Genomic DNA, 22,213 nt, shown 5'->3' on the forward strand with positions numbered 1-22,213 from the left:
GTCCCCGCGGGCGGGTGAGGGCCCTGCCGCCGGGGACCGGTCGGCGGGCGATGTGGCAGTCGCGGTCGGAGCCGAGCTGAACGGGCGGGGGCGCTAGGTGACCGGACACGGCGACTGCTCCGTGGCCGTCGGTCTCCACCACGCGTGCTCCGCCTGCGGCGCCGAATCGGGTCGACGACCTGACGGTCGGGTGGGCGGGGTGTCCTTCTCCGTGTGCGCCGGCGGGGTGCGTCCGTGGGGCTCCGGGTGAACGGCGGCGCCGGACCTGCCGCTCCCCTCCCCGCGGTCCTCGTCGGCCACCGGGCCGTGTCCGCTCAGCCGCCGGAGGCCAGTGCGCTCCGTCGCGGGGCGATTCCCGCCGGTACCGCGCGGGCACGCGCGGGCGTGCCGGTCCAGCAGGTGCCGCGGCGGGAGAGCAGGCGGCGCAGCCACAGTTCCAGGGACACGAGGTCCGCGAGTCCGTCCAGCGGGAGGGGTTCGCCCTGGGCCGCCGCGCGCAGGGCCTTGCGCACCACGCGGGCCTCCACCAGGCCGGCCTCGGCGAGCAGGGGTGCGGCGAAGAGGTCCACCAGGTCGTTGACGGCCACGCGCAGGCCCGTGCGGGCGGCGGCCGCCGCCGAGGCGTGCGAGGGGGCGCCCCAGCCGGGCGGCAGGTCGCCCACTCCGGCGCCCTGGAGAGCCGTGCGCAGGATCGCCGCCCGCGCTCCGGGCTGCACCCGCAGGGCCTCCGGCAGGGCGCGGCAGGCGCGGACGACCTGGTTGTCGAGGAACGGCATGTGCAGCCGCTGGGAGCGGATCTCGGCGGCCTGCTCCAGGACGCGCAGGTCCGCCGCCTGCCGGGCGAGGGCGGCACGCGCGCGATGGTCGCCCGGCCGCTGTCCGGGCCCCACCGCGGAACGGCCCGACGCCCTCTGCAGGCGAACCGATACTTCAGCCAGTGCCTCCCCGGTCAGCCACCGGGCCGCGGGCCCGGGTCTGGCCCAGGTGAGGGCGGCCAGCGACGCTCCCACGGCGCCCTGGGGCTCGTCGAAGCGGCGGTGCAGCAGCCGCTCGGCGAGCAGGTCGAGTCCCGCGCGGTAAGGGGTCCGTGCCAGTCGCCGTGCCGCGCCGTACACGCGCGCGGGGACCATGACCGATCCGTCGGCCTTGGCGAGTGCGGCGACGGGCCGGACCAGGTGGCGGCGCTTGCGGTCCATCAGCAGGTCGGCCAGGCGTGCGGGGTGGGCGTCCAGGACCTGCCGGGCGCCGTAGCCGGTGAAGTGGTCGGCGCTGCCGGAGGCGAGCCGCGCGCGGTGCCGGGCCGCCGTGACCAGGGACGGGCCCGGTTCGTCGGTCAGGGGGCCGTCGAGGTCGGCGTAGGGCAGGACGTCCTCGCCGCCGGTCACCACCACGTGGTGCAGGCGCGGGCCCGCCGCGAGCGTTCCGGCGCGTTCGAGTTCGGCCTCGCGTCCGGTGGCCGTGAGGTCGTTGAAGGTGACGGCCAGCAGGCGCTCGCCGGCTCCGGTGCCGTGGCCCAGCAGGGTGCCCGGCATGCCGGGGAGCCCGGCGGCCAGCAGGGCCAGCGTGCCCGAGGCCGGCCCCCCGGACAGGTCGGCGCCGATGCCGGGCACCGGCATCCCGCGGGCCGCGCGGCGCTCGGCGGGTCCCATGCCGGGCACCGGGCCGGGGTCGAGGTCGGGCACGTGCCGGGGCGCGGACAGGCGGGTGCGGACGGCCTCCACCAGGGCGTCGCGCACCGCGGCGACCGCGCTGTCCGGGTCGGCGGGGGGCGCCGCCACCGCGAGTGAGGCGACCGGCTCGTACCCGGCGATCTCACGCGCCCCCGCGCGCAGGATCAGTGCGTGCCCCGGCGGAATGCGCCGTACGCCGTCGTACGGCGTGGAGTCGTGCAGCGCGGCCGGTACGTCGGGGGCGGCCAGCAGGGCGGCCAGGTGCCCGAAGTCGAGGTTGGCCTCGATGAGATCGGCCAGCGGCAGCGCGGCCGTCGCGTACGCCGTGCCGCCGGCCCAGGGGGCGTGGAACACCGGGCGGGCACCGGCGAGATCGCCGCAGACGGTGACGCGGCGGCCCACCCGCACGACGGCGGTGTAGCTGCCGGGCCAGGCGGTCAGGTGCCGCAGCGCGCCGCCGCGCGCGGCGAGCAGGCCGACCCGCAGCTGTTCGTCGGAGGCTCCGCAGGTGCCGAGCACCGCGATGGCGGTCCGGTCGTCGGCCCGCACCACCCGGACCTCGTCCGGGCGCCAGTCGCCGACCGCCCACAGCGGGTCGGGGTCGCCCCACAGCGGCTGGGAGCCCACCGGGTGCACGGTCTGTCCGTCGTATCCGGTGGCGCCCGCGGAGCCGGTCCCGGCGGTCCCCGCGGCGGCGCTGCTCCATCCCACCAACCACCGCATCGACGCCTCCACAGCCTGTGGGAAACCCGTGCACCGCACGAACCGGTCCCCCATGCTGCCATGAAGGAGGCGCGCCGGAGGGGAGGCGGAGCCGCCTTCGGCGTGCTGCGCGCGCCCCCGCGCGCCCGCCCCGACAGCAGTGAACGCCCTTACCGCACAAGGCCGCTGCGACGCGAATGCGCCCCCTGATGCGCTCCTATCAATACCCTTCGCGCCGCCAAGTGCCGTGGTGAGAGCCGCAATCGCCGACGGAAGGCAGGGGTGTTTTTCGGCCAATTCGGCGTCGCGGGATCAGGCGTGCCGCACGCTCCGTACACGCTGTGCGCATCACGCGTACAACAGACGGTCCGGGAGGCGGAGTTCGCCCCCCGGACCGTTCCGCCGCCCGCGGGGATGGAGGCGGCGGTGTCCCCCAGCCCACTGGATCCAGTACAGCGGGCCGACCCACGCAGGACCATGGAACCGCTCCCCCGGTGGCCGGAGAAGAGCGCACGGACAGGCGCACGGCCACATGCCGGGAGCGCGCCGCAACCCTGCGTGCAGGTCCCGTACTTCCGTGCGGGCCACAATCCCGCCATCCGGAAGAATGCCCCTTAACGCTTGGGATGCGGCGAACTACGCTGGGTTTACGAATGCCGCGTGGTTATGCCAGCGCGGCAGCCGTCTGTGTCGAGGGGTGGCGCATGTCCAGGGAGCAACGCGGGCCGAACGAAAAGCTCGGCGCCGTTCTCGCCCTCGCGGGCATCAGCAACGCAGGACTCGCGCGGCGCGTCAACGACCTCGGTGCCCAACGCGGGTTGACTCTTCGCTACGACAAGACCTCGGTGGCGCGCTGGGTTTCGAAGGGGATGGTGCCGCAGGGTGCGGCGCCGCACCTCATCGCGGCCGCCATCGGCCAGAAGCTCGGCCGCCCGGTGCCGCTCCACGAGATCGGCCTGGCGGACGCGGATCCCGCACCCGAGGTGGGCCTCGCCTTCCCCAGGGACGTCGGCCAGGCGGTGAAGTCGGCGACGGAGCTGTACCGGCTCGACCTGGCCGGCCGCCGGGCCGGCTCCGGCGGCATCTGGCAGTCGCTCGCCGGATCGTTCGCAGTGAGCGCATACGCAACGCCCGCCTCACGGTGGTTGATAACCCCGGCCGACAGTTCGGTGGCGCGCGAGGCCGGCCCCGCGGAGGGCTCCGGTGCACCGCTCAAAGTCGGCCACAGCGATGTGCAGAAGCTGCGGGAGGCCGCCGAGGACGCCAGGCGCTGGGACTCCAAGTACGGGGGCGGCGACTGGCGTTCGTCGATGGTGCCGGAGTGCCTGCGGGTCGAGGCGGCGCCGCTGCTGCTCGGCTCCTACTCCGACGAGGTCGGCCGGGCCCTGTTCGGCGCCAGCGCCGAACTCACCCGTCTCGCCGGGTGGATGGCCTTCGACACCGGCCAGCAGGAGGCCGCGCAGAGGTACTACATCCAGGCGCTGCGCCTCGCGCGCGCGGCGGCCGACGTGCCTCTCGGGGGCTACGTCCTGGCGTCGATGTCCCTGCAGGCGACCTACCGCGGCTTCGGCGACGAAGGGGTCGACCTCGCCCAGGCCGCCCTGGAGCGCAACCGGGGCCTGGCCACCGCCCGCACCATGAGCTTCTTCCGGCTCGTCGAGGCACGCGCACACGCGCGCGCGGGCGACGCCCAGGCGGCCGGCGCCGCCCTGAAGGCGGCCGAGAGCTGGCTGGAGCGCTCCCGCGACGGCGACAGCGACCCGTCCTGGCTCGGCTTCTACGGCTACGACCGGTTCGCCGCCGACGCCGCCGAGTGCTACCGCGACCTGAAGGCCCCCCGCCAGGTCCGCCGCTTCACCGAGCAGGCGCTGTCGAAGCCGACGGAGGAGTTCGTCCGCTCGCACGGCCTGAGGCTGGTCGTCTCGGCGGTCGCCGAACTGGAGTCGGGCAACCTGGACGCCGCCTGCGAGCAGGGCGTGCGGGCGGTGGAGGTCGCCGGACGCATCTCGTCGGCGCGCACCACGGAATACGTCAAGGACCTCCTGCACCGGCTGGAGCCCTACGGCGACGAACCCCGCGTGGCCGAGCTGCGCGAACGGGCGCGGCCCCTGCTGGTGGCACCGGCCTGAGCCGGGCCGGTACCGCGCCACTCCCGGTCCACAGGCGTTGTCGGTGGCACAGTGCACTATGGGTGCGGGAGGTGGAGCAGGTGCGGGCGGAGATCGCTTACGACTGTGACGTGCTGGTGATCGGTGGTGGGATCGTCGGCCTGTCGACGGCGTACGCGATCACGCGCGCCGCGCCGGGCACGCGCGTGACCGTGCTGGAGAAGGAGCAGGGCCCGGCCCGGCACCAGACGGGACGCAACAGCGGGGTGATCCACAGCGGGATCTACTACCGGCCGGGCTCGCTGAAGGCGCGGTACGCGGTGCGGGGCGCCGCCGAGATGGTCAAGTTCTGCGCGGAGTACGGCATCGCGCACGCCGTCACCGGCAAGCTGATCGTGGCGACCGGACGGGAGGAGCTGCCCCGGCTGCACGCGCTGGTGCAGCGCGGCCGGGAGAACGGCATCCCGGTGCGCGAGCTGGGCCCCGCGCAGATCGAGGAGTACGAGCCCGAGGTGCGCGGACTGGCCGCGATCCACGTCGGGACGACGGGGATCTGCGACTTCACGGCGGTGGCACGGCAGCTGGCGGACGCGTCGGGAGCGGAGATCCGGTACGGGGCGCGGGTCGTGCGGGTGGACCGGCGGCCGGAGCTGGGGGTGGCCGTACGGACCGGGCGCGGCGATGTCGTACGCGCGCGCGTGCTGGTCAACTGCGCGGGACTGTACTGCGACGAGGTGGCGCGGCTGACCGGGGACGAGCCGGGCGTGCGGATCGTGCCGTTCCGCGGGGAGTACTACGAGCTGGCGCGGCCGGAGCTGGTGCGGGGGCTGGTGTATCCGGTGCCGGACCCGGCGTTCCCGTTCCTCGGCGTGCATCTCACGCGCGGGATCGACGGCGGTGTGCACATCGGGCCCAACGCGGTGCCGGCGCTCGCACGCGAAGGGTATGGCTGGGGGGTCGTACGGCCCCGGGAGCTGGCGGGGACGCTCGGCTGGTCCGGGTCGTGGCGGATCGCGCGGCGGCACTGGCGGTACGGAGCCGGGGAGCTGCGGCGGTCGGTGTCGAAGGGGGCGTTCACCCAGGCGGTGCGCAGGCTGATGCCCGGGGTGCGGGAGGAGGACCTGGTACCGGCGGCCGCGGGGGTGCGGGCGCAGGCGGTGTTGCGAGACGGGACGCTGGTGGACGACTTCCTGATCCGGGAGGGGCCCCGGGCCGTGCACGTGCTGAACGCTCCCTCGCCCGCGGCCACCGCTTCGCTGCCGATCGGGCGGGAGGTGGCGCGGCGTGCGCTGGGTGTGCTGGCGGTGGTGGGGTGACGATCACTTGGGTGCGCCGGCGGCGGCGGGGTGACGATCGCTGCCGGGCGGGACCGTGCTGCCGAAGCGGCGATCCGTACGTGCGCTGAACGCGCTGGTCCGTCCGCCTCTCCCCGTAGAGCTCTCCCCGTAAAATCGTTCCCACTGTGACTGACTTCCTGAACACCCCCCAGGCTCCCGCCTCCGGTGAGCGGCCCCGGCACATCCCCGGTGTGTCGGTCCGGCACACCCGGGCCAAGGGCGAGCCGCGTTTTCCCGACGGGCCCCAGGCCGATCCGGCCGGGTCGCACTTCGAGCGGCGCATCCGGAGTTTCCAGCCGCGCCGGAGCCGGGTGACAGCGGGGCAGGCCGACGCGCTGCAGCGGCTGTGGCCCAAGTGGGGGCTGGACATCGACGGGCAGCGGGTGATCGACCTGGCCGAGCTGTTCGGGAACACGAACCCCGTCGTGCTGGAGATCGGCTTCGGAATGGGCGAGGCCACCGCCGAGATGGCGGCCGCGGACCCGGACACCAACATCCTCGCCGTCGACGTGCACACCCCGGGCCAGGGCAATCTCCTGAACCTCGCCGACCATGACGGTCTCACCAACGTCCGGGTCGCCAACGGCGACGCCATCATCCTGCTGCGCGAGATGCTCGCCCCCGGCTCCCTGGACGGGCTGCGCGTCTACTTCCCCGACCCCTGGCCCAAGAAGCGGCACCACAAGCGGCGGCTGATCCAGCCGGAGTTCCTGACGCTGGCCGCCGCCCGGCTCCGGCCCGGGGCGCTCGTGCACTGCGCGACGGACTGGGAGCCGTACGCCGAGCAGATGCTCGACGTGCTGACCGCGCACCCGGACTTCGAGAACACGCGGCCCGGCGGCGGTTTCGCGCCACGCCCCGGCTTCCGGCCGCTGACCCGTTTCGAGGAGCAGGGACTGGACCAGGGCCATGTGGTGAACGATCTGCTCTTCCGTCGCGTACAGCGCGAAGACCCGCAACCGCAGTGACCTCGTTAGGGTCGATGCCGTGGCCGCCTTTCCCCCGTACCCGACGCATCCTCCTGCTCATCACCCTCATCCCCCCGGCGTCGCCTCGCGGCACGCGTACTGGTGGCAGCGGCGCTGGGTCAAGTACGGCGCCCTGATCACCCTGCTCGTGCTCTCCGGGCTGGTCATCCTGGCCCTGGTGCGCCGGGAGACCGGCACCGAGGGGTTCCTCGTCGGGCTCGGGCTCGCGGTGCTGCCCGTGCCCCTGCTGTTGGCCGCCTTCCGCTGGCTGGACCGGGTCGAGCCCAGCCCCTGGCGGAACATGCTGTTCGCCTTCGCCTGGGGCGCGTGCGCGGCGGCGCTCATCGCGATCGTCGCCAACAGCTTCGCCACCCACTGGATAGCCACGGCGACCGCCGACCCGTCCGGAGCGGACACCCTCGGCGCGACCGTGATAGCGCCGGTCGTGGAGGAGTCCGCGAAGGCCGCCGCCGTCCTGCTGCTCTTCCTCTTCCGCAGACGCGACTTCACCGGCATCGTCGACGGGGTGGTCGTCGCCGGGGTGACCGCGACCGGCTTCGCGTTCACCGAGAACATCCTCTACCTCGGCAACGCCTTCGGCACCGACCAGCTCAACGGCGACGGGGGCATCACCTCCGTCACCGCGGCGACCTTCTTCGTGCGCGTCATCATGTCGCCGTTCGCGCACCCGCTGTTCACCGTGCTCACCGGCATCGGCTTCGGCGTCGCCGCGCTGTCCGGAGACCGCCAGCGGGTGCGGCGCGCACTGCTGCCCCTGGCCGGGCTGATTCTCGCCATGGGCATGCACGCGTTGTGGAACGGCTCGGCGACTTTCGGCCCGTACGGCTTCCTCGCGGTCTACGGCGCCTTCATGGTGCCCGCGTTCGGGTTGCTGACCTGGCTGGTCATCTGGACCCGGCAGCGGGAGCTGAGGACCGTGCGCGAGGAGCTGCCCGCGTACGCCGCCGCCGGCTGGCTCACCCCGGCCGAACCGCTCGCCCTCGGCTCCCTACGGGCCCGCCGGCTGGCCCGGGACCACGCCCGGCGCCACTTCGGCAAGGCCGCGGCGCGGACGGTCGCCGAGTACGGGGCGTACGCCACCTCGCTGGCGTTCCTGCGGCACCGGGGCCGCCGGGGGCGGGCCGGTGCCGACTTCGGCGTACGGGAACAGCAGCTGCTGCACGCGCTGTGGCGCAGGCGGGAGGTGGCGCAGCCCGCGCTGAACCACGCGGCCAGGATGACGGTGCCGGTGGTCGCGGCGCCCTGGCCGGTGTACGGGGTGCACGGGGTGCCCGTGCAGCCCCCGGGGTACAGGTCGTACGGGCCGGCGGCACCGTACCCCTCGTACGGCCCGCACACCCCACACAACCCGTACAACCCGTACCGGACACAGCCGTAGGGGCCCGGGGGCCGGGGCGGCGCCCGGTTTACGCCGACGCCTGCGTCAGCTTGCCGGTCTCCTCCTCCGTCAGCCGCAGCTCCGCCACTCCCAGCAGCGCCGGGAGCTGCCGCACCGTCCGCGCCGAGGCGATCGGGGCGACCACCGTCGGCCGGGCCGCGAGCCAGGCCAGGGCCACCGTGGCGACCTCGGCGTCGTGGGCCCGGGCGACCTCGTCGAGGGCGGCGAGGACCTTCCGGCCGCGCTCGGTGTCCAGGTGCTTGGCGGCACCCTGGGCCCGCGCGCTGTCCACCGTCGTACCGGGCCGGTACTTGCCGGTCAGGAAGCCGGAGGCGAGCGCGAAGTACGGGACGGCGGCCAGACCGGCCCGCTCGGCCACGCCCTGCAGCTCGCCCTCGTAGGTGTCGCGCGAGACCAGGTTGTAGTGCGGCTGGAGGGCCACGTAGCGGGCCAGGCCCTCGCGCTCGGAGAAGTCCAGGGAGGCCGTCAGCCGCTCGGCGGAGATGTTCGAGGCGGCGATGTGCCGTACCTTGCCCGCCCTCACCAGCTCGTCGAGCGCGCCGATGATCTCCTCGACGGGCACCTCCGGCTTGTCGAAGTGCGTGTAGTACAGGTCGATGTAGTCCGTGCCCAGGCGCTTGAGGGAGGCGTCGGCCGCGGCCTTGATGGTGGCGGCGCCCAGCCCCTGGAAGTCGGGGTGCTGGCTGACCTTGGTGGCGATGACGATGTCGGAGCGGTTGCGCCGCGCCTTGACCCAGTTACCGATGATCGTCTCGGACTCGCCGCCCTGGTTCCCCTCGATCCACGCCGAGTAGGAGTCGGCGGTGTCGACGAAGTTGCCTCCGGCGGCCGCGTAGGCGTCCAGGACGGCGAAGGACTGCTCCTGGTCGGCGGTCCAGCCGAAGACGTTGCCGCCGAGGGCGAGCGGGAAGACCTTGAGATCGGACGAGCCCAGTGTGCGCAGAGAAGTCATGTACAACATCAACAACCGCGCCGGAGCGGCCCATTCCGGGCCGGGCCGCATCCGGCCGCAAAGGTTGCGCAAACAGGTGTCAGGGGGTTCGGGGGCCCGTCAGGGGTTGAGGCCCTTGCCGCGCAGCCACGCCATCGGGTCGACCCCGCCCGCCTGGCCGTCCGGGTGGACCTCGAAGTGCAGGTGCGGTCCGGTGACGTTGCCGGTGGCGCCCACGCGGCCGATGACGTCGCCCGTGCTGACCTTCTGCCCGACGTTGACGCTGATCGACGACTGGTGGCAGAACCACAGCTCGGTGCCGTCGTCGAGGGTGAGGATCGTGCGGTAGCCGTAGGAGCCGGCCCAGCCCGCCTCGGTGATGGTGCCGCTGTGGACCGCCTTGATCAGGGTGCCGGTGGGCGCGGCGAAGTCCAGGCCGGTGTGGTAGCCGGAGGACCACATGGCGCCGGCCTGGCCGAAGGACGAGGTGACCGTGTATGAGGAGGTCGGCAGCGTGTACTGCCTGGCCAGCTCGGCCAGCCGGGCCTCCTCGGCCTTCCTCGCGGCCTCCTCCTCCGCCTTCTTCTTCTCGGCGGCGGCCTTGGCCTCGGCCTCCTGCTGCGCCTTCGCGGCGGCTTCCTCGGCCTTCTTGACGGCAGCGGCCTCGGCGTCCGCGAGGGCCTTGGCCTCGAGCTGGGCCTGCTGCTGCTCGGCCTGCGCCATGATGCGGTTGCGCAGCACCTCACCGGCGTCGGAGGTGCCCTGCTCCGTGCCGGTCGTGGCCACGCCGACGCTGCTGAGCGCGGTCGCCGAGCCCTCGGGAGCGTCGGAGTCCTCGGAGGCGTCGTCGAACAGGGAGCCCACGGAAGGCAGGTCGGGCAGCGAGATGGACACCGGGGGCTTGCTGCTGTTGGCGCTGGCCATGCCGCCCGCGCCGACGGCGGCGATGACGCCGACGCCGAGCACCGTGGAGCTGCGGGCGAGCCCGCCGCCGCGCTGCTTGGCGACGCGGTGCCGGCCGCGCGCGGGGCGGGTGGACTCCGCGGTGGGGTTCCACTCCTCCCAGGGGCCCTCGTCGGCGCGTCGACCGCCGTAGCCGAAGGTCTCGGTGTCGTGCCGGTCCGGTGCGAACGGGGCTTCTGGGGCCAGGCGGTTGGACGCCACGAAGGCGCACTCCTTTCCTTCCGTCGCCTACCGGGTTAGCTGACGGGTTCGGAGGGGAAGGTCTCCTACGCGCGTCAACCAACCGTACTTTCACGGCGATTGTGCCCGATTCACCCCAAATTGGTGGTTCCCCGGTTCCCTTGCGGGATTCGGCGCATGCGCACGGAGCCGCCTCTTGTGACGGCTGGGACGACCGTGCTCTGCGTTATCGAACGTTAATAGACCCGGGACCCGGATTCCAAGCCGTTCGACTTGATCGTTAAACCTTCCTGGCCGGAGCTTACGGCCCACGAGGGGAAAAATTGGGGCGAGTTGGTTAGGTGAGGCGACCACGTGTCAGGAAACCCACACGCCACTGCCACGCACCCGAAAAACACTCAGGGCCGGAATCCGTTGAACGGATTCCGGCCCTGAGCCTTCAGTAGCGGGGACAGGATTTGAACCTGCGACCTCTGGGTTATGAGCCCAGCGAGCTACCGAGCTGCTCCACCCCGCGTCGTTGTGACTCCAGTGTACGCCATGTTCGGGGCAGCTTGCACACGCATTCCGTTCAGCCCGGCAGATGCCGGTTCGGCTCCCTGGCCGGCCCCTCGTACTCCGGCACCACGACGACCTCGGCGCCCCCGGCCGCCAGCACCCCCGTCCCGTCGGCGCCCTCGACGAACGTGTCCGGTTCCCGCCAGGCGGTGACCACCCGCCGTATCCCCGCGTCCAGAATCAGCCGGGCGCACGGGTGCGGCCGGGAGGCGCGGCGGGCGCACGGCTCCAGGCTGCTGTACACCGTGGCACCGGACAGCCGCGGATCCGCCGGGTCGAGCTTGGCCAGCGCCGCCTCCTCCGCGTGCACGACCGGGTCGCCGGCCTCCCGCGAGTACCCGCGGGCGAGTTCGGTGCCGTCGGCGGCGACCACCACCGCGCCCACGCTGAACGCGGTCCGCGACGGCGGGCACTGCGCGGCCAGCTCGCACGCGAGCCGCAGCCAGTGCCGGTCCGCGGGTACGACGCGGTCCGCCGCGCCGGGTGCGGTCGGCTCGTAGCGCATGAGGACGACGTCCTCGACGGCCCGCGTCTCCACCAGCCGCAGCCGCCCGCCCTGGTAGCCCCCGGGTCCGAACAGCCGCGGCGCCCCGGGGTCCCCCACGAACAGCGGGGCGAGCACGAGTTGCAGCTCGTCGGCGAGCTGCAGCTGCAGCAACTGCGTGTGAACGGTCCCGCCGCCCTCCACCATGAGCCGGCGCACCCCGCGCACGTCGTGCAGGTCCTCGAGCAGCAGCCCCCAGTCGAGTACGGCGCCCAGCGGCACCACATCGGCGGCGAGACCCGCCTTCCGCGCCCGCCGCGCCCCCTCGTCGGTCGTGTAGAGGACCTTCTCGCCGCCCGTGTGCCAGAAGCGCGCCTCCGGGTCCAGCTCCCCGGACGCGCTGACCGCGACCTTCAGCGGATACTCCGCCCGCCCGGCGGCCACCCGGGCCGCACGCCGCTTGGGCGAGTACACCAGCAGCCGCGGGTTGTCGGCACGGACCGTCCCGGCCCCGATGAGCACCGCGTCGACGGACGCCCGCACCTCGTCGACCCGGTCGAAGTCGGCGGGGCCGGACAGCAGCAGCCGCTCGGGGCCGGTGTCGTCCAGGTACCCGTCGAGGGAGACGGCGGCGGACAGCAGGACGTACGGATGGGGCATCGACGCGCTCTCTCTCGGCGGCGGACGGAACAACCGGCTTGCTTCAAGCTTGAGGCAAGCCGCGCGTGTACGGCTCCATCCTGCCGTTCCCCTCCGAACCCCACGGCGGCCCCGGCTTCTGGACTTGGACGCGCGGCAGACCGGTGCTCTCGGGTCGCTTGGGCCGTGCCCCTGACAGGCGCGGTTCGACGGGCTCGTCCTTCTTGCCCGTGTGCCGTCTCTCCTGGCTGCTGGATGGGGATGTGGCCCGGGCCGGAAGGCACGGTGGGTCACCGTGGTCGCCTGTCCTTCGCCGGTGCGGTCGATGGATCACGACGGTCGGGTCGGTCCGCCGTTCTCCCCCTGGTCGCCCTGGCCGTCGTCGGGGAGGACCGGTAGGCCGCCGATGTCCGGTGCGATCCTGGCCGCCATCTCGGCGAGCCGCCTGCAGGCTTGCTCGATCTTCTCCTGGGTCTGGTTCCGCTCGGTGATGGCTGCGGCGAGCAGGAGAGCGGTCAGCGCGGCGGTGCCGTTGTACGCCTGCAGAACGACCATGTTGGTGAGCAGACTGTGACCGGCGAAAGGGCCCGACCTGCGGGTGGCGGCGAGGATCGCGAACGTGGTTACGGCCAGTGCGCAGGGCGCGGCCCCGGCCCGCTGGAAGCGGAAGGCTGCCCAGGTCAGCAACGGGAAGGCGAGGAAGAGCAGCGGTGCCTGAGAGGTCTGGACGAGACCGATGCCGATGGTGGCTGCCACAAGGAGCGATCCCTCGACCCATCGGGATGCGGGCGCGTTCTTGGGCCGATGTGCCGAGCGAAGGGCGAACAGTACGGGCGCGACCACGAGGACGCCCATCGCGTCGCCGGTCCACCAGACCCACCACGTCGGCCAGAACCCCACGGCGGGCAGCGCGTGAGCGAGGTGCAGGGTGCCGGTGCCCACTGTCGCGCTGATGAGCATTCCGGTGAACGCTCCGAGGAAGACCAGTGCGAGCGCGTCCCGCAGGCGGTTCATCCGGGTGCGGAACCCGGCACGGTGAAGAAGCGCATAGGAGCACAGGGGTGCGAGTGTGTCACCCACCGTGACCACGAGCACGGCAGGCGTCGATGCCGTGAGTGAGATGCTGATCAGGAACGCGCCAAGCGCGATCCCGGGCCAGACCCGCGGGCCGAGGAAGAACAGGCCGGCCAGGGCGATGCCGCTCGCGGGCCACAGTGGTGTGACCTGGCCGGCCACGAGTTCATGCACCAGCCCCAGCTTGCCCGAGGCGTAATACATCACACCGACGACACAGATCTCCGTCGCCACCCTGCCGCCGTACCGGAGCCGGTCGCGCCAGGCGGTCGCCATCGGAAGGTCTTTCCGCCGGCCTCGTCCCGCACTCCGTCGACCGCCGATCACGCCGGATTCACCACGCCGCCGCTCATCCGCACAACCAGTCACAAAGTACTGTTCCGGATTTCGCCCTGTCCCCGTGTCGACCCACCCGCGTGCCGAAATCCGTCATCGCCCTCACCGCGTGACCTTTCCCGCGAGAATCACACCTGATCCGAGACATTCCCGGCAGTTCGGCGCGGAGTGCGCAGGGCGAGGATGGCCATGTCGTCGTGCCCGTCGCCGGGGTGGTGATCGGCGAGCGCCTGAACGAGGTCCGGCAGAGGAAGCGCCGCGTGCGCGGTGGCGAGTTCGGCGAGTTGGTCCAGGCCCTCGTCGAGGGGTGTTCCGGGTGTTCGACGAGACCGTCGGTGAAGAAGACCACGGTGGCGTCCGGGGGCAGCGGGTGGATGTGGTCGGGACGGTCCTGTTCGCTGTCGACGTTCAGGGGCAGTCCGGGTTCGGCGAACAGGTATCGCGCTCGCCGGTCGGGGGTGATCAGCAGGGGCGGGACGTGGCCCGCGCTGCTCCAGTGCAGTCTCCAGGCCCCTGCGGCGGGTTCGATGCGGGCCAGGCTGGTGGTGGCGATGGGATGGTCGGTGATGGCCTGCAGGGTGCGGTCGAGGTGGGCCAGGACCGTACTGGGCGGAGTGCGCAGGTCGAACAGCAAAGCGCGCAGCATGTTGCGGGTGGAGGCCATGGCGGCCGCGGCATGCAGGTCATGGCCGACCACGTCGCCGATGACGACCGCCACCGCGCCGTCGGGCAGCAGGATGGCGTCGTACCAGTCCCCGCCCAGTGGGCTGGGCTCGGCGGCGGGCCGGTAGACGGCGGCGGCCTCGAAGGGCCGCAGGTCGGGCAGGGTCGGCAGCAAAAGCCGCTGGAACTGCTCGGATCCGGCACGCACCTGCTCGAACAGGCGGACGTTGTCGATCGCGATGCCGGCGGCGCTGGCCAGGGCGACGAGGATGTGCTCGTCGTGGACGTCGAAGGGCTGACCGTCAGCTCGCTCGGACAGGTAGAGGTCGCCGTAGATCTCACCTCGGACGCTGATGGCTACACCGAGCAGGGCGCGCATGGGCGGGTGGCCGGGCGGAAACCCGACCGAAGCCGGATGGGAGGGGATGTCGTCGACCCGCAGCGGTTCGGGGTGATGGATCAGGTACCCGAGCACGCCCAGACCACGAGGGAATTCCACCCCGGCCAGGGCCGCGCGTTCCTCCTCGGTCATGCCGGCGACGATGAACTGCGCCAGGTGATCACCGGACTCGCCGAGTACCCCCAGCGCCCCGTAACGAGCACCGACCAGGTCCATGGCGGTGGTCACGATGCGGTGCAGCACCGCGGGCAGCTCCATCTCCCGGGTGATGGCCACCACCGCGTCCAGCAAGCCCTGAATCCGGTCCTTGGCCGCGGCCAGGGCGCGCAACTGCTCGTCGATCCGGCCCAGCTCGGCGTCCAGCCGCCCCAGCAGATCACGACCGCGCGGCCACTCCGGTCCCTCCTCCTCGCCGCCGCCCGCCATCACGATCCCCCGGCGGACCGGTACTCGTTCGCCACCGTGTTCCGGCACACCCGGCAGCGCCGGGCCGGGGCCCGTGCCGAGACCATGAAATCCGCCCGGCGGTAACGGCGGATCCGCTCATACAGCCACTCACCCGAGCGGTACACGCCGACCTCCTGACACGACCGCAGTCAACAAAGACCACACAGCGTGACACGGCCGGACACCCCGAATCGCCCATTGCTCTCAAAGTGGCATATTACGCCCGCACCTGCCCCGTTGCTCCCCTTACCACTGCCGAAGCAGGCGGCTCCCGTTCAACCCGCCGGAAACACCAGCCCAGATGGGGCGATCGCCCGGCTGAGGGCGCAGACGATCTGGTGCACAACCGTCCGCGCAACCTCCCGCCGAAGATCGCGTCGTCCGAGGCAAGGGGGTGAACTCAGCCCCGGCCCGGCCCACCTCTTTTCGGTGCCCGCGTGAGTGGGCCGGGCGTTCTTCTTCGTCGCCGTGGCAGCCGGACAGTTGGGCAGCCCCGCCGCCGCCCCCGGGCCTGCGGGGCTGCTTCGGCGGGTGTAGACCGAGCGTATGGGTCTGCGACAGCGGGTTCCGCGCCGGCAGCGCTCTCGGCAGGCATCCGATGCCCTGCTGGCGGTGCCGCTCGGGCTGATCGTGGCCATCGTGCTGGCCGACCTGCTGACCCCGCGCGGTGTGCCCCTGGGTCCGCTTCTGGTCGTGGCGCCCGCGATCACGGCGTCGTTCGCCGGCCCCGCCCTGACCGGGGTGATGGGCGGTGTCGCGGTGGCGGCCCTGATGAGCATCGGCGTGGCACACCAGAACATCGGGACGCTGTACTTCGATTCGCAGATCGTCTCCCTGCTGGTGGTCTCGGTGATCGTGACCGTGTTCCGGTATCTGCAGGTGCGGCACTCCCGGGAGCTGACGCAGGTGCGAACAGTGTCCGAGGCGGCACAACGGGTGGTGCTACGGCCGCTGCCGCGGCGGATCGGCCCGCTCCGGGTCGCGTCGATGTACCTGGCCGCGCAGGAGCATGCTCTGATCGGCGGCGACCTCTACGCCGCCGTACGCACCTCCACGGGCACCCGACTGATCATCGGCGATGTGCGGGGCAAGGGCCTGACCGCGATCAGCGACGCCGCCCTGCTGCTGGGCGCCTTCCGTGAGGCCGCGCACCGCGAGGCCACGCTGCCCGGCCTCGTGGCCTATCTGGAGCACAGCGTGTGCTGGAACCTGGCCGAGCCCACCGAAGAGGAGACGGCCGGGGAGTGCTTCATCACCGCCGCCGTCCTCGACATCCCCGACAAGGCGTCCCCGGCGCAGATGGTCACGTGCGGGCACCCGCCACCCCTGCTGCTGCGCGACGGACAAGTCACCGCGCTGACTGTCACCCGGCCCGCGCCGCCGCTGGGCCTGGGCGAACTGAGCCGCCCCGACTACCACGTCGACACCTTCACCCTGGAGCCGAGTCACATGCTGCTTCTGCACACCGACGGTGTGATCGAGGCCCGCGACGCGCGGGGCACCTTCTACCCGCTGGCCGAGCGCGCCGCCGCCTGCGCGGCAGAGAGCCCCTCGGCACTGATCCGCCGTCTGCGCACCGACCTGCTCGCCCACGTCGGCGGCCGCCTGACCGACGACGCCGCCATGATCGCCCTTCAACGCACCCGCAGCCAGTCCCCCATCGAGGCGGACCGACGGATGCACGAGCACCGCATGCTCAGCGAGACGGTGACGGCAGTCCGCAGAGGATTGCTGCCCTCGACGTCCTTCCGCGCTGACGCGCTCAAGCCGCCTGCAGGGACGGGGACGGTGTCGCGACCGTCTTGGCGGCTGCCTCACCGCCGGGCGGGGCGCCCGTGACCAACTCGAACGTCGAAGATGCGGCGGTGTGGGATGTCCTGTTCATCTGCGACGTCGAGAAGCACTCGTTGCAGTTCGTACGGCCTGGTCGCCACGGTCGGCGGCGCCGATTCGGATTGGCTCCAGCAGTTCGACCTGATGGCTTGGGCAAGTCAGGCGCTCTCCAGACCGTGCGTCACCGGCCCGTCCGCTCACGCGTCGCTCACGCAAGCGACCGAGGACGACGGAGCGCTCCGACCGGTCAGAACTGGTCGGAGCGCTTCCTAGCAGGTCAGAGGGCACGAGGCCTGCCTGCGGACCGTAGGCCCTGTGGGACTCGAACCCACAACCAATGGATTAAAAGTCCACTGCTCTGCCAATTGAGCTAAGGGCCCAGGCGATGTTGCCTACCCGAGCATAGCGGGATCGGGCCCCGTCTCCGATCGGGTATCCGGGGAGGCCGACCGGAAATGTCACGTGATCGCCCGTGGCCGGGACGGGTTCCGGTCAGAAGATCCCCTTGTATCCCTTCCAGCCGGTCGCGATCTTCGTACGGCCGCCGAAGGAGCCCTTGCCGTTGCCGTTGTTGCGGTACAGGTTGCCCTTGGTGTCCCGTGCGACCAGGTCGTTCCTGCCGTCGCCGGTGATGTCGCCGACGCCGACGATCGCGTTGTACGAGGCGCCCCACTTCGTGAAGACCTTGACCCGGTTCTTCAACAGGCCCTTGCCGTTGCCGTTGTAGCGGTACAGCGTGCCCTTCTTGTCGAGGGCCAGCACGTCGCCGATGCCGTCGCCGTTCAGGTCACCGGCGCCGATGATCTTCTTGTAGCCCTTCCACGCCGACCTGATCTTCTTGCCGGCCGCGAGCGTCCCGTTGCTCTTCGTCGCGAAGAGGTAGATGTCCCCGGTCTTGGCCTTGCGCGCCAGCAGGTCGGTGCGGCCGTCGCCGGTCAGGTCGCCCGGTGCGGTGAGGACGTCGTAGGCGTTCCAGCCCTTGCCGAGGGAGGTGCGGCTGTTGCCGGGCTTGTACGACGTGCCGCAGCGGCCCTTGTACTTGCGCAGCTCACCGTTCGGCATCCGCACCAGCATCTCGGCGCACCGGTCGCCGCTCATGTCGCCGAAGGAGATGGCGAGGGTTCCCTTGGGCCAGCCGGAGGCCGACTTCTTGAAGTCGAGCTTGCCCTTGCCGTTGGTGAAGTGCAGTGTGAGGGCGCCGGAGGAGTTGAGGGTGACCAGTTCGCCGAAGCTGTAGCCGCCCTGGTCGTGGTGGCCCTGGAGGCCGCCGCTGAGCGCGAACGAGCCGCTGGTCGTGTACGTGCCGACGCCGTCCGCCCCCTTGGCGGTCAGGGTCCAGGTGTGACGTCCGTTGTACGCGTACGCCCCCGCGTCCGTCCTCCCGTTCCAGCCGGCCTCGGCGGATGGACCCGTGCCGGTCTCGGTGTGCACGACGCGTCCGCGGACGGCGTCCTTCACGGTGAACTTCCAGGCGGCCGGCTTGCTGAACTGCCAGGTGCTCTCCCAGGAGTTGTTCCTGGCGTCCACGAAAGCGTCGTCGAGATCCGACTCGATCGCCGTCAGCGGCTGCGTCGGGACCCCGCTCCGCACGACGTGCACGGCATCGGCCGCGTCCACATACGCGATGTCTCCGCCGAACTTGTCCACCGTCCACGTGAGCCGCCGCTGGTCGGCCGTGTTCCCGGCCGGGAGGTCGGCGACCGGGCGGGCGGAGGCGGCCGTACCGGTGTGGAAGTCCGTCAGCATCAGCTTGTCCGCACCCCGGTCGTGCTGGACCAGGTAGCCGTCGCCGACGAGCGCGGGCCCGGAGGGGACCGTGACGGACTTCTTCGCCGTACGGTCGTAGACGCCCGCGGCGCCGGACAGGCCGCAGTTCCAGTAGATCCAGCGGCCGACGGCCTGCAGTTCCGCGACCGTGCAGGGAGCGCCGGTGGCGACGGTCTGAACCGTCTTCCTCGCCTTGAGGTCGTAGGCGGTGACCGTTCCGTTGCCCGAACCGGGGGTCCACAGCAGCGGGCCCCAGACGGAGGCGGCGGTGATGGACCGGGTCAGGCGCACGTCCTCGGACCGGTTGCGGTTCACGGCGCCGACGTACTGCTTGCCGGTGGAGGCCGCGTCGTAGACGAAGTAACGGCCGGTGGCGTCCACGAACCGGCCGCCGGTCACCGCCGGTTCTCCTGCCCCGTGGTAGCTGTTGTTGGACAGCCAGATCTGGGCGTGCTCCTTGCCCCGCGCGTCGACATGGAAGTAACCGACGTGCCCGTCACCGGTGGAGCGCAGCGGTACGCAGTCCCCGGCGTCGCACGGCACGCGCTGAGCATGCCCACCGACCGCGTCGTAGCCGGTGAACCCGCGATAGGTCCGCTCCAGGACCGTGGAGCCGTCGGGCGAGATCCTGCGGCCGACCACGTACTGGTCGCCGTTCGGGGCGCGTTCCACCGTGGTCAGAAAGCCGCCCGCGTAGTCGATGCCCCACACACCGCCGGTCCGGACGGGCGTCGGTGCGGTGTCCGCGGCCGCCGGGCCAGCGGTGGTCAGCGAACCGACGCCCAGGGCGGTCAGCGTCGCGAGAACGGCGGTCGTCCGGCCGTGCCGGGCCGCGGCGGAGCGTGTGCGTGCACGCCGAGTCAAGAGCCCTCCCCAGGGATGTGGGAACGGCACGGTCACGGCGGCCCCTCTCGGCCGCACCCCTCCCCCGTGCCAAGATCCGGGATGGTAGCAACCACTTGGTGATCAACGGTAGTTAAAAAGCGAAGGGCCCGTACGACAGTGGTCGTACGGGCCCTTCGCAGGTCACCTCACCGGGTGTCAGCCGTTGCGCTTCCAGCGCGGCTTGTCCTCGCGGCGGCCGAAGGAACCACCGCCGCCGCCGCCGCGGTGGTCGTCACGGCGGCCGTAGGGACGCTCGTGGCCGCCGGAGCGGAAGCCGGGGCGGTCGCCCTGGCGGTCGCGGTTGAACGGGCGGTCGCTGCCGCGGTGCCCGCCACGCTCGTCGCGGCGGAAGCCGCCACGGTCGTCACGGCGGAAGCCGCCACGGTCGTCACGGCGGTCGAAGGAACGGGGAGCACGGTCGCGGTCCCGGTCGAAGCCGCCGCGGTCGTCGCGCCGCTCGTAGGAACGGCCACCGCGGTCACGGTCGAAGGAACGGTCCCGGTCGAACGTGCGCCCACCCCGCTCGTCACGGCGCTCGTAGCCGCGGTCGCGGTCGAACGTACGGCCGCCACGGTCGCCGCGGTCGTCCCTGCGGAAGCCGCCCCGGTCACGGTCCCGGTCGAAGCCGCCGCGGTCGTCGCGCCGCTCGTAGGAACGGCCACCGCGGTCACGGTCGAAGGAACGGTCCCGGTCGAACGTGCGCCCACCCCGCTCGTCACGGCGCTCACGACGGTCGTACGACGACGGCGCCGCCGTACGCTCCTCGCGCTCGCCCCGCTCGGCGCGGTCCACGTCCTGTGCACCCGGCTGCTCCGGCACCGACACCTCGGCCACCGCCTGTGCCTCGGCCACCGCCGCCTCCGGGTCCACACCCTGCTCGCGGGCGACCCTGGCGACCAGCCGGTCGGCCTCCTCGCGCAGCTCGGCCGCGCGCCGCTGGGCACGCTCCAGCTGCTTGGTGAGGTGGGCGACCTCGCGCTCGGCCTGCTGGGCGGCGTTGCCCGCGGACTCGGCCTGCACCTCGGTCATCGACCGGGCACCGGTGATCTCCGCGACCTCCGGGTCGAAGGCCGCGCCACCCTGGATGATGTGGCGCGAGGCATCCACGCCCGCGTCCTCCATGAGGCGGAAGATCTGGCGCCGCTGGTGCGGGAGCGACAGGGAGACCACTGTGCCGGTCCGGCCCGCGCGGGCCGTGCGGCCGGCCCGGTGCAGGTAGTCCTTGTGGTCACCGGCCGGGTCGACGTTCAGCACCAGGTCGATGCCGTCGACGTGGATGCCGCGGGCGGCGACGTCGGTGGCGACCAGGACGTTGACGTACCCGTCCTTGAAGTCGGCCAGGGTGCGGGTGCGAGCGCCCTGGGTCATGCCACCGTGCAGCGCCTCGGCCTTCGCGCCGGCCTCGCGCAGCTGCTCGGCCACGCGGTCGGCGCCCAGCTGGGTGCGCACGAAGATGATGGTGCGGCCCTTACGGGAGGCGATGGCCGCGGTGACCGGCGCCTTGTCCTTGGGCTTCACGATCAGGATGTGGTGGGACATGGTCGTCACCGCGCCCTGCGCCGCGTCCACCTCGTGGGAGACGGGGTCGGTCAGGTAGCGGTCGACGAGGGTCTTGATCTCGTTCTCCATCGTCGCGGAGAACAGCATCCGCTGGCCGTCCGCCGGGACCTGGTCGAGGAGTTCGGTGACCTCGGGCAGGAAGCCCAGGTCGGACATCTGGTCGGCCTCGTCGAGCACGGCGATCCGGACGTCCTCGAGGGAGCAGGCGCCGCGGTTGATGACGTCGCGCAGCCGGCCCGGGGTGGCGACCAGGATGTCGACGCCCTTCTCCAGGGCGTAGATCTGGTTGCCCATCGAGGTGCCGCCGCAGACGACCTTCATCCTCAGGCCGAGGACGTCGCCGTAGGGCTGCAGGGCGTCCGCCACCTGCATCGCGAGCTCGCGGGTGGGGGTCAGGATGACCGCCCGCGGGCGCTTCCGCTCGGTGCGGCCGCCGGCCAGCGCGGTCAGCGTCGGCAGCCCGAAGGACAGGGTCTTGCCCGAGCCGGTGCGGCCCCGACCCAGGATGTCCTTGCCCGCCAGGGCGTCCGGGATGGTCGCGGTCTGGATCGGGAAGGGGGTGGTCACGCCGTTCTGCGCGAGCTTGCGCACGACGTCCTCGGGGAGGCCGAGATCCGCGAACGTGATCTCGGACACCTCATGGTTCTCAGGGGTGTCGTCAGCGCTTTCGGGCACGACGACGTGGTCAGCGGTAATGGACATGCGAATGCGAAACCTTCCGGAGTCTCGTCGGCACGCGCCCGTCAACTCCGTGATTCGCACTACGACCGCCTCGATGCGGTCCGCCACGGCAAAGGAGAGTACGCGCCACACGGCGCACTCTGCGTGGGCGCCGGGCAAATGGGATCAAACGATCCGCCACCTTACGCACCCACCGCCCTCAAAAGCAAACCGGGTCCGTAGACGCCGGTCAGGTCCTGGAGCGCCGCAGCCGGCCCGACTTCGGCGCGGCTTCCCGCTGCTCCAGCTGCGACCCCGCGCCCTCGTGCGCCGACGACGACGGCTCGGCCGCCGGTGGCGGCGGCTCCGGCGAGGCCGGCGGAGGGGGCGAAGAGGAAGGCGGCGGCTCCGGCGCGGCGGACGTCTGCGGAGGCACCGGCACCGCGTCCGTCGGCGTCGGCTCGCCCGGCTTGGGCGGCACCCCGCGCTCGCCCGGCGCCGTCGCGGACGCGCTGCCCGCGGAGGACGGCGAGGCCGACGCGGACGGCGACTCGCCGTCCTTGCCCTTCCCCGCGTGCCCGTGCTCGCCGCCCCCGGCACGGCCCGCGCCACCACCGGACACCACCCC

Annotated in this window: 12 protein-coding genes, 2 tRNA genes, 2 pseudogenes and 1 riboswitch; of the genes and pseudogenes, 5 read left to right on the forward strand and 11 right to left on the reverse strand. The window is 72.3% G+C overall.

What is annotated here, in order from left to right; translation table 11 throughout:
- Positions 1-314: 314 nt before the first annotated feature.
- On the reverse strand, positions 315-2,393 hold the full coding sequence (locus C1I97_RS10220; protein WP_111002905.1) for an asparagine synthase-related protein: 2,079 nt from the start codon (positions 2,391-2,393) through the stop codon (positions 315-317).
- 683 nt (positions 2,394-3,076) lie between these two features.
- Here C1I97_RS10220 and C1I97_RS10225 point away from each other — a divergent pair.
- The 4 genes from C1I97_RS10225 to C1I97_RS10240 all read left to right on the forward strand — a co-directional run bounded on the left by C1I97_RS10225 (position 3,077) and on the right by C1I97_RS10240 (position 8,184).
- On the forward strand, positions 3,077-4,501 hold the full coding sequence (locus C1I97_RS10225) for an MFS transporter (protein WP_111002906.1): 1,425 nt from the start codon (positions 3,077-3,079) through the stop codon (positions 4,499-4,501).
- Between the two features lie 80 nt (positions 4,502-4,581).
- The gene (lhgO, locus tag C1I97_RS10230) at positions 4,582-5,796 is read left to right on the forward strand and encodes an L-2-hydroxyglutarate oxidase (protein ID WP_441349098.1); all 1,215 of its coding nucleotides are present in this window, start codon (positions 4,582-4,584) and stop codon (positions 5,794-5,796) included.
- Between the two features lie 146 nt (positions 5,797-5,942).
- Positions 5,943-6,785 (forward strand): tRNA (guanosine(46)-N7)-methyltransferase TrmB, encoded by an 843-nt coding sequence (trmB, locus tag C1I97_RS10235; RefSeq protein WP_111002908.1) that lies wholly within the window; start codon positions 5,943-5,945, stop codon positions 6,783-6,785.
- Positions 6,786-6,804: 19 nt separating this feature from the next.
- The gene (locus C1I97_RS10240; RefSeq protein ID WP_111002909.1) at positions 6,805-8,184 is read left to right on the forward strand and encodes a PrsW family intramembrane metalloprotease; all 1,380 of its coding nucleotides are present in this window, start codon (positions 6,805-6,807) and stop codon (positions 8,182-8,184) included.
- Between the two features lie 28 nt (positions 8,185-8,212).
- Here C1I97_RS10240 and C1I97_RS10245 read toward each other — a convergent pair whose 3' ends face one another.
- The 6 genes and pseudogenes from C1I97_RS10245 to C1I97_RS10270 form a co-directional block, all read right to left on the reverse strand.
- Complete coding sequence (locus tag C1I97_RS10245) at positions 8,213-9,157, reverse strand: aldo/keto reductase (RefSeq protein WP_111002915.1); 945 nt, start codon at positions 9,155-9,157, stop codon at positions 8,213-8,215.
- Between the two features lie 99 nt (positions 9,158-9,256).
- Positions 9,257-10,300 carry a M23 family metallopeptidase gene (locus C1I97_RS10250; protein ID WP_111002910.1) on the reverse strand — a complete coding sequence of 348 codons (1,044 nt, stop codon included), beginning with the start codon at positions 10,298-10,300 and terminating at the stop codon, positions 9,257-9,259.
- A 9-nt stretch (positions 10,301-10,309) separates the two neighbouring features.
- Positions 10,310-10,465: riboswitch (cyclic di-AMP (ydaO/yuaA leader) on the reverse strand.
- A 257-nt stretch (positions 10,466-10,722) separates the two neighbouring features.
- Positions 10,723-10,796, reverse strand: a tRNA-Met gene (locus C1I97_RS10255).
- A 54-nt stretch (positions 10,797-10,850) separates the two neighbouring features.
- Positions 10,851-11,981 (reverse strand): dihydrofolate reductase family protein, encoded by a 1,131-nt coding sequence (locus C1I97_RS10260; RefSeq protein ID WP_111002911.1) that lies wholly within the window; start codon positions 11,979-11,981, stop codon positions 10,851-10,853.
- A 309-nt stretch (positions 11,982-12,290) separates the two neighbouring features.
- Positions 12,291-13,310, reverse strand: coding sequence for an MASE1 domain-containing protein (locus tag C1I97_RS10265; RefSeq protein ID WP_111002912.1), 1,020 nt, complete (start codon positions 13,308-13,310; stop codon positions 12,291-12,293).
- Positions 13,311-13,498: 188 nt separating this feature from the next.
- Positions 13,499-14,859: pseudogene (locus C1I97_RS10270) on the reverse strand (PP2C family protein-serine/threonine phosphatase).
- 567 nt (positions 14,860-15,426) lie between these two features.
- Here C1I97_RS10270 and C1I97_RS10275 point away from each other — a divergent pair.
- The gene (locus tag C1I97_RS10275; protein ID WP_111002913.1) at positions 15,427-16,719 is read left to right on the forward strand and encodes a PP2C family protein-serine/threonine phosphatase; all 1,293 of its coding nucleotides are present in this window, start codon (positions 15,427-15,429) and stop codon (positions 16,717-16,719) included.
- Positions 16,720-17,020: 301 nt separating this feature from the next.
- Here the strand turns inward: C1I97_RS10275 and C1I97_RS10280 are convergent.
- The 4 genes and pseudogenes from C1I97_RS10280 to C1I97_RS10295 form a co-directional block, all read right to left on the reverse strand.
- Positions 17,021-17,093: transfer RNA gene (locus C1I97_RS10280), tRNA-Lys, on the reverse strand.
- A 112-nt stretch (positions 17,094-17,205) separates the two neighbouring features.
- Positions 17,206-19,344: an FG-GAP repeat domain-containing protein gene (locus C1I97_RS10285; RefSeq protein WP_258382506.1), complete on the reverse strand. Its 2,139-nt coding sequence runs from the start codon at positions 19,342-19,344 to the stop codon at positions 17,206-17,208.
- 177 nt (positions 19,345-19,521) lie between these two features.
- Complete coding sequence (locus C1I97_RS10290; RefSeq protein ID WP_111002914.1) at positions 19,522-21,627, reverse strand: DEAD/DEAH box helicase; 2,106 nt, start codon at positions 21,625-21,627, stop codon at positions 19,522-19,524.
- A 208-nt stretch (positions 21,628-21,835) separates the two neighbouring features.
- A pseudogene (locus C1I97_RS10295) lies at positions 21,836-22,213 on the reverse strand (hypothetical protein); the annotation flags it as partial.

Source organism: Streptomyces sp. NTH33, from assembly GCF_003236365.1.
Taxonomy (GTDB): Bacteria; Actinomycetota; Actinomycetes; order Streptomycetales; family Streptomycetaceae; genus Streptomyces.

Excerpts from the sequence above, each read along its gene's own strand:
- C1I97_RS10275 (WP_111002913.1), top strand. The coding sequence starts at position 15,427 with ATGGGTCTGCGACAGCGGGTTCCGCGCCGGCAGCGCTCTCGGCAGGCA.
- C1I97_RS10245 (WP_111002915.1), bottom strand. The coding sequence starts at position 9,157 with ATGACTTCTCTGCGCACACTGGGCTCGTCCGATCTCAAGGTCTTCCCG.
- C1I97_RS10265 (WP_111002912.1), bottom strand. The coding sequence starts at position 13,310 with ATGGCGACCGCCTGGCGCGACCGGCTCCGGTACGGCGGCAGGGTGGCG.
- C1I97_RS10220 (WP_111002905.1), bottom strand. The coding sequence starts at position 2,393 with ATGCGGTGGTTGGTGGGATGGAGCAGCGCCGCCGCGGGGACCGCCGGG.
- C1I97_RS10260 (WP_111002911.1), bottom strand. The coding sequence starts at position 11,981 with ATGCCCCATCCGTACGTCCTGCTGTCCGCCGCCGTCTCCCTCGACGGG.
- C1I97_RS10225 (WP_111002906.1), top strand. The coding sequence starts at position 3,077 with ATGTCCAGGGAGCAACGCGGGCCGAACGAAAAGCTCGGCGCCGTTCTC.
- C1I97_RS10290 (WP_111002914.1), bottom strand. The coding sequence starts at position 21,627 with ATGTCCATTACCGCTGACCACGTCGTCGTGCCCGAAAGCGCTGACGAC.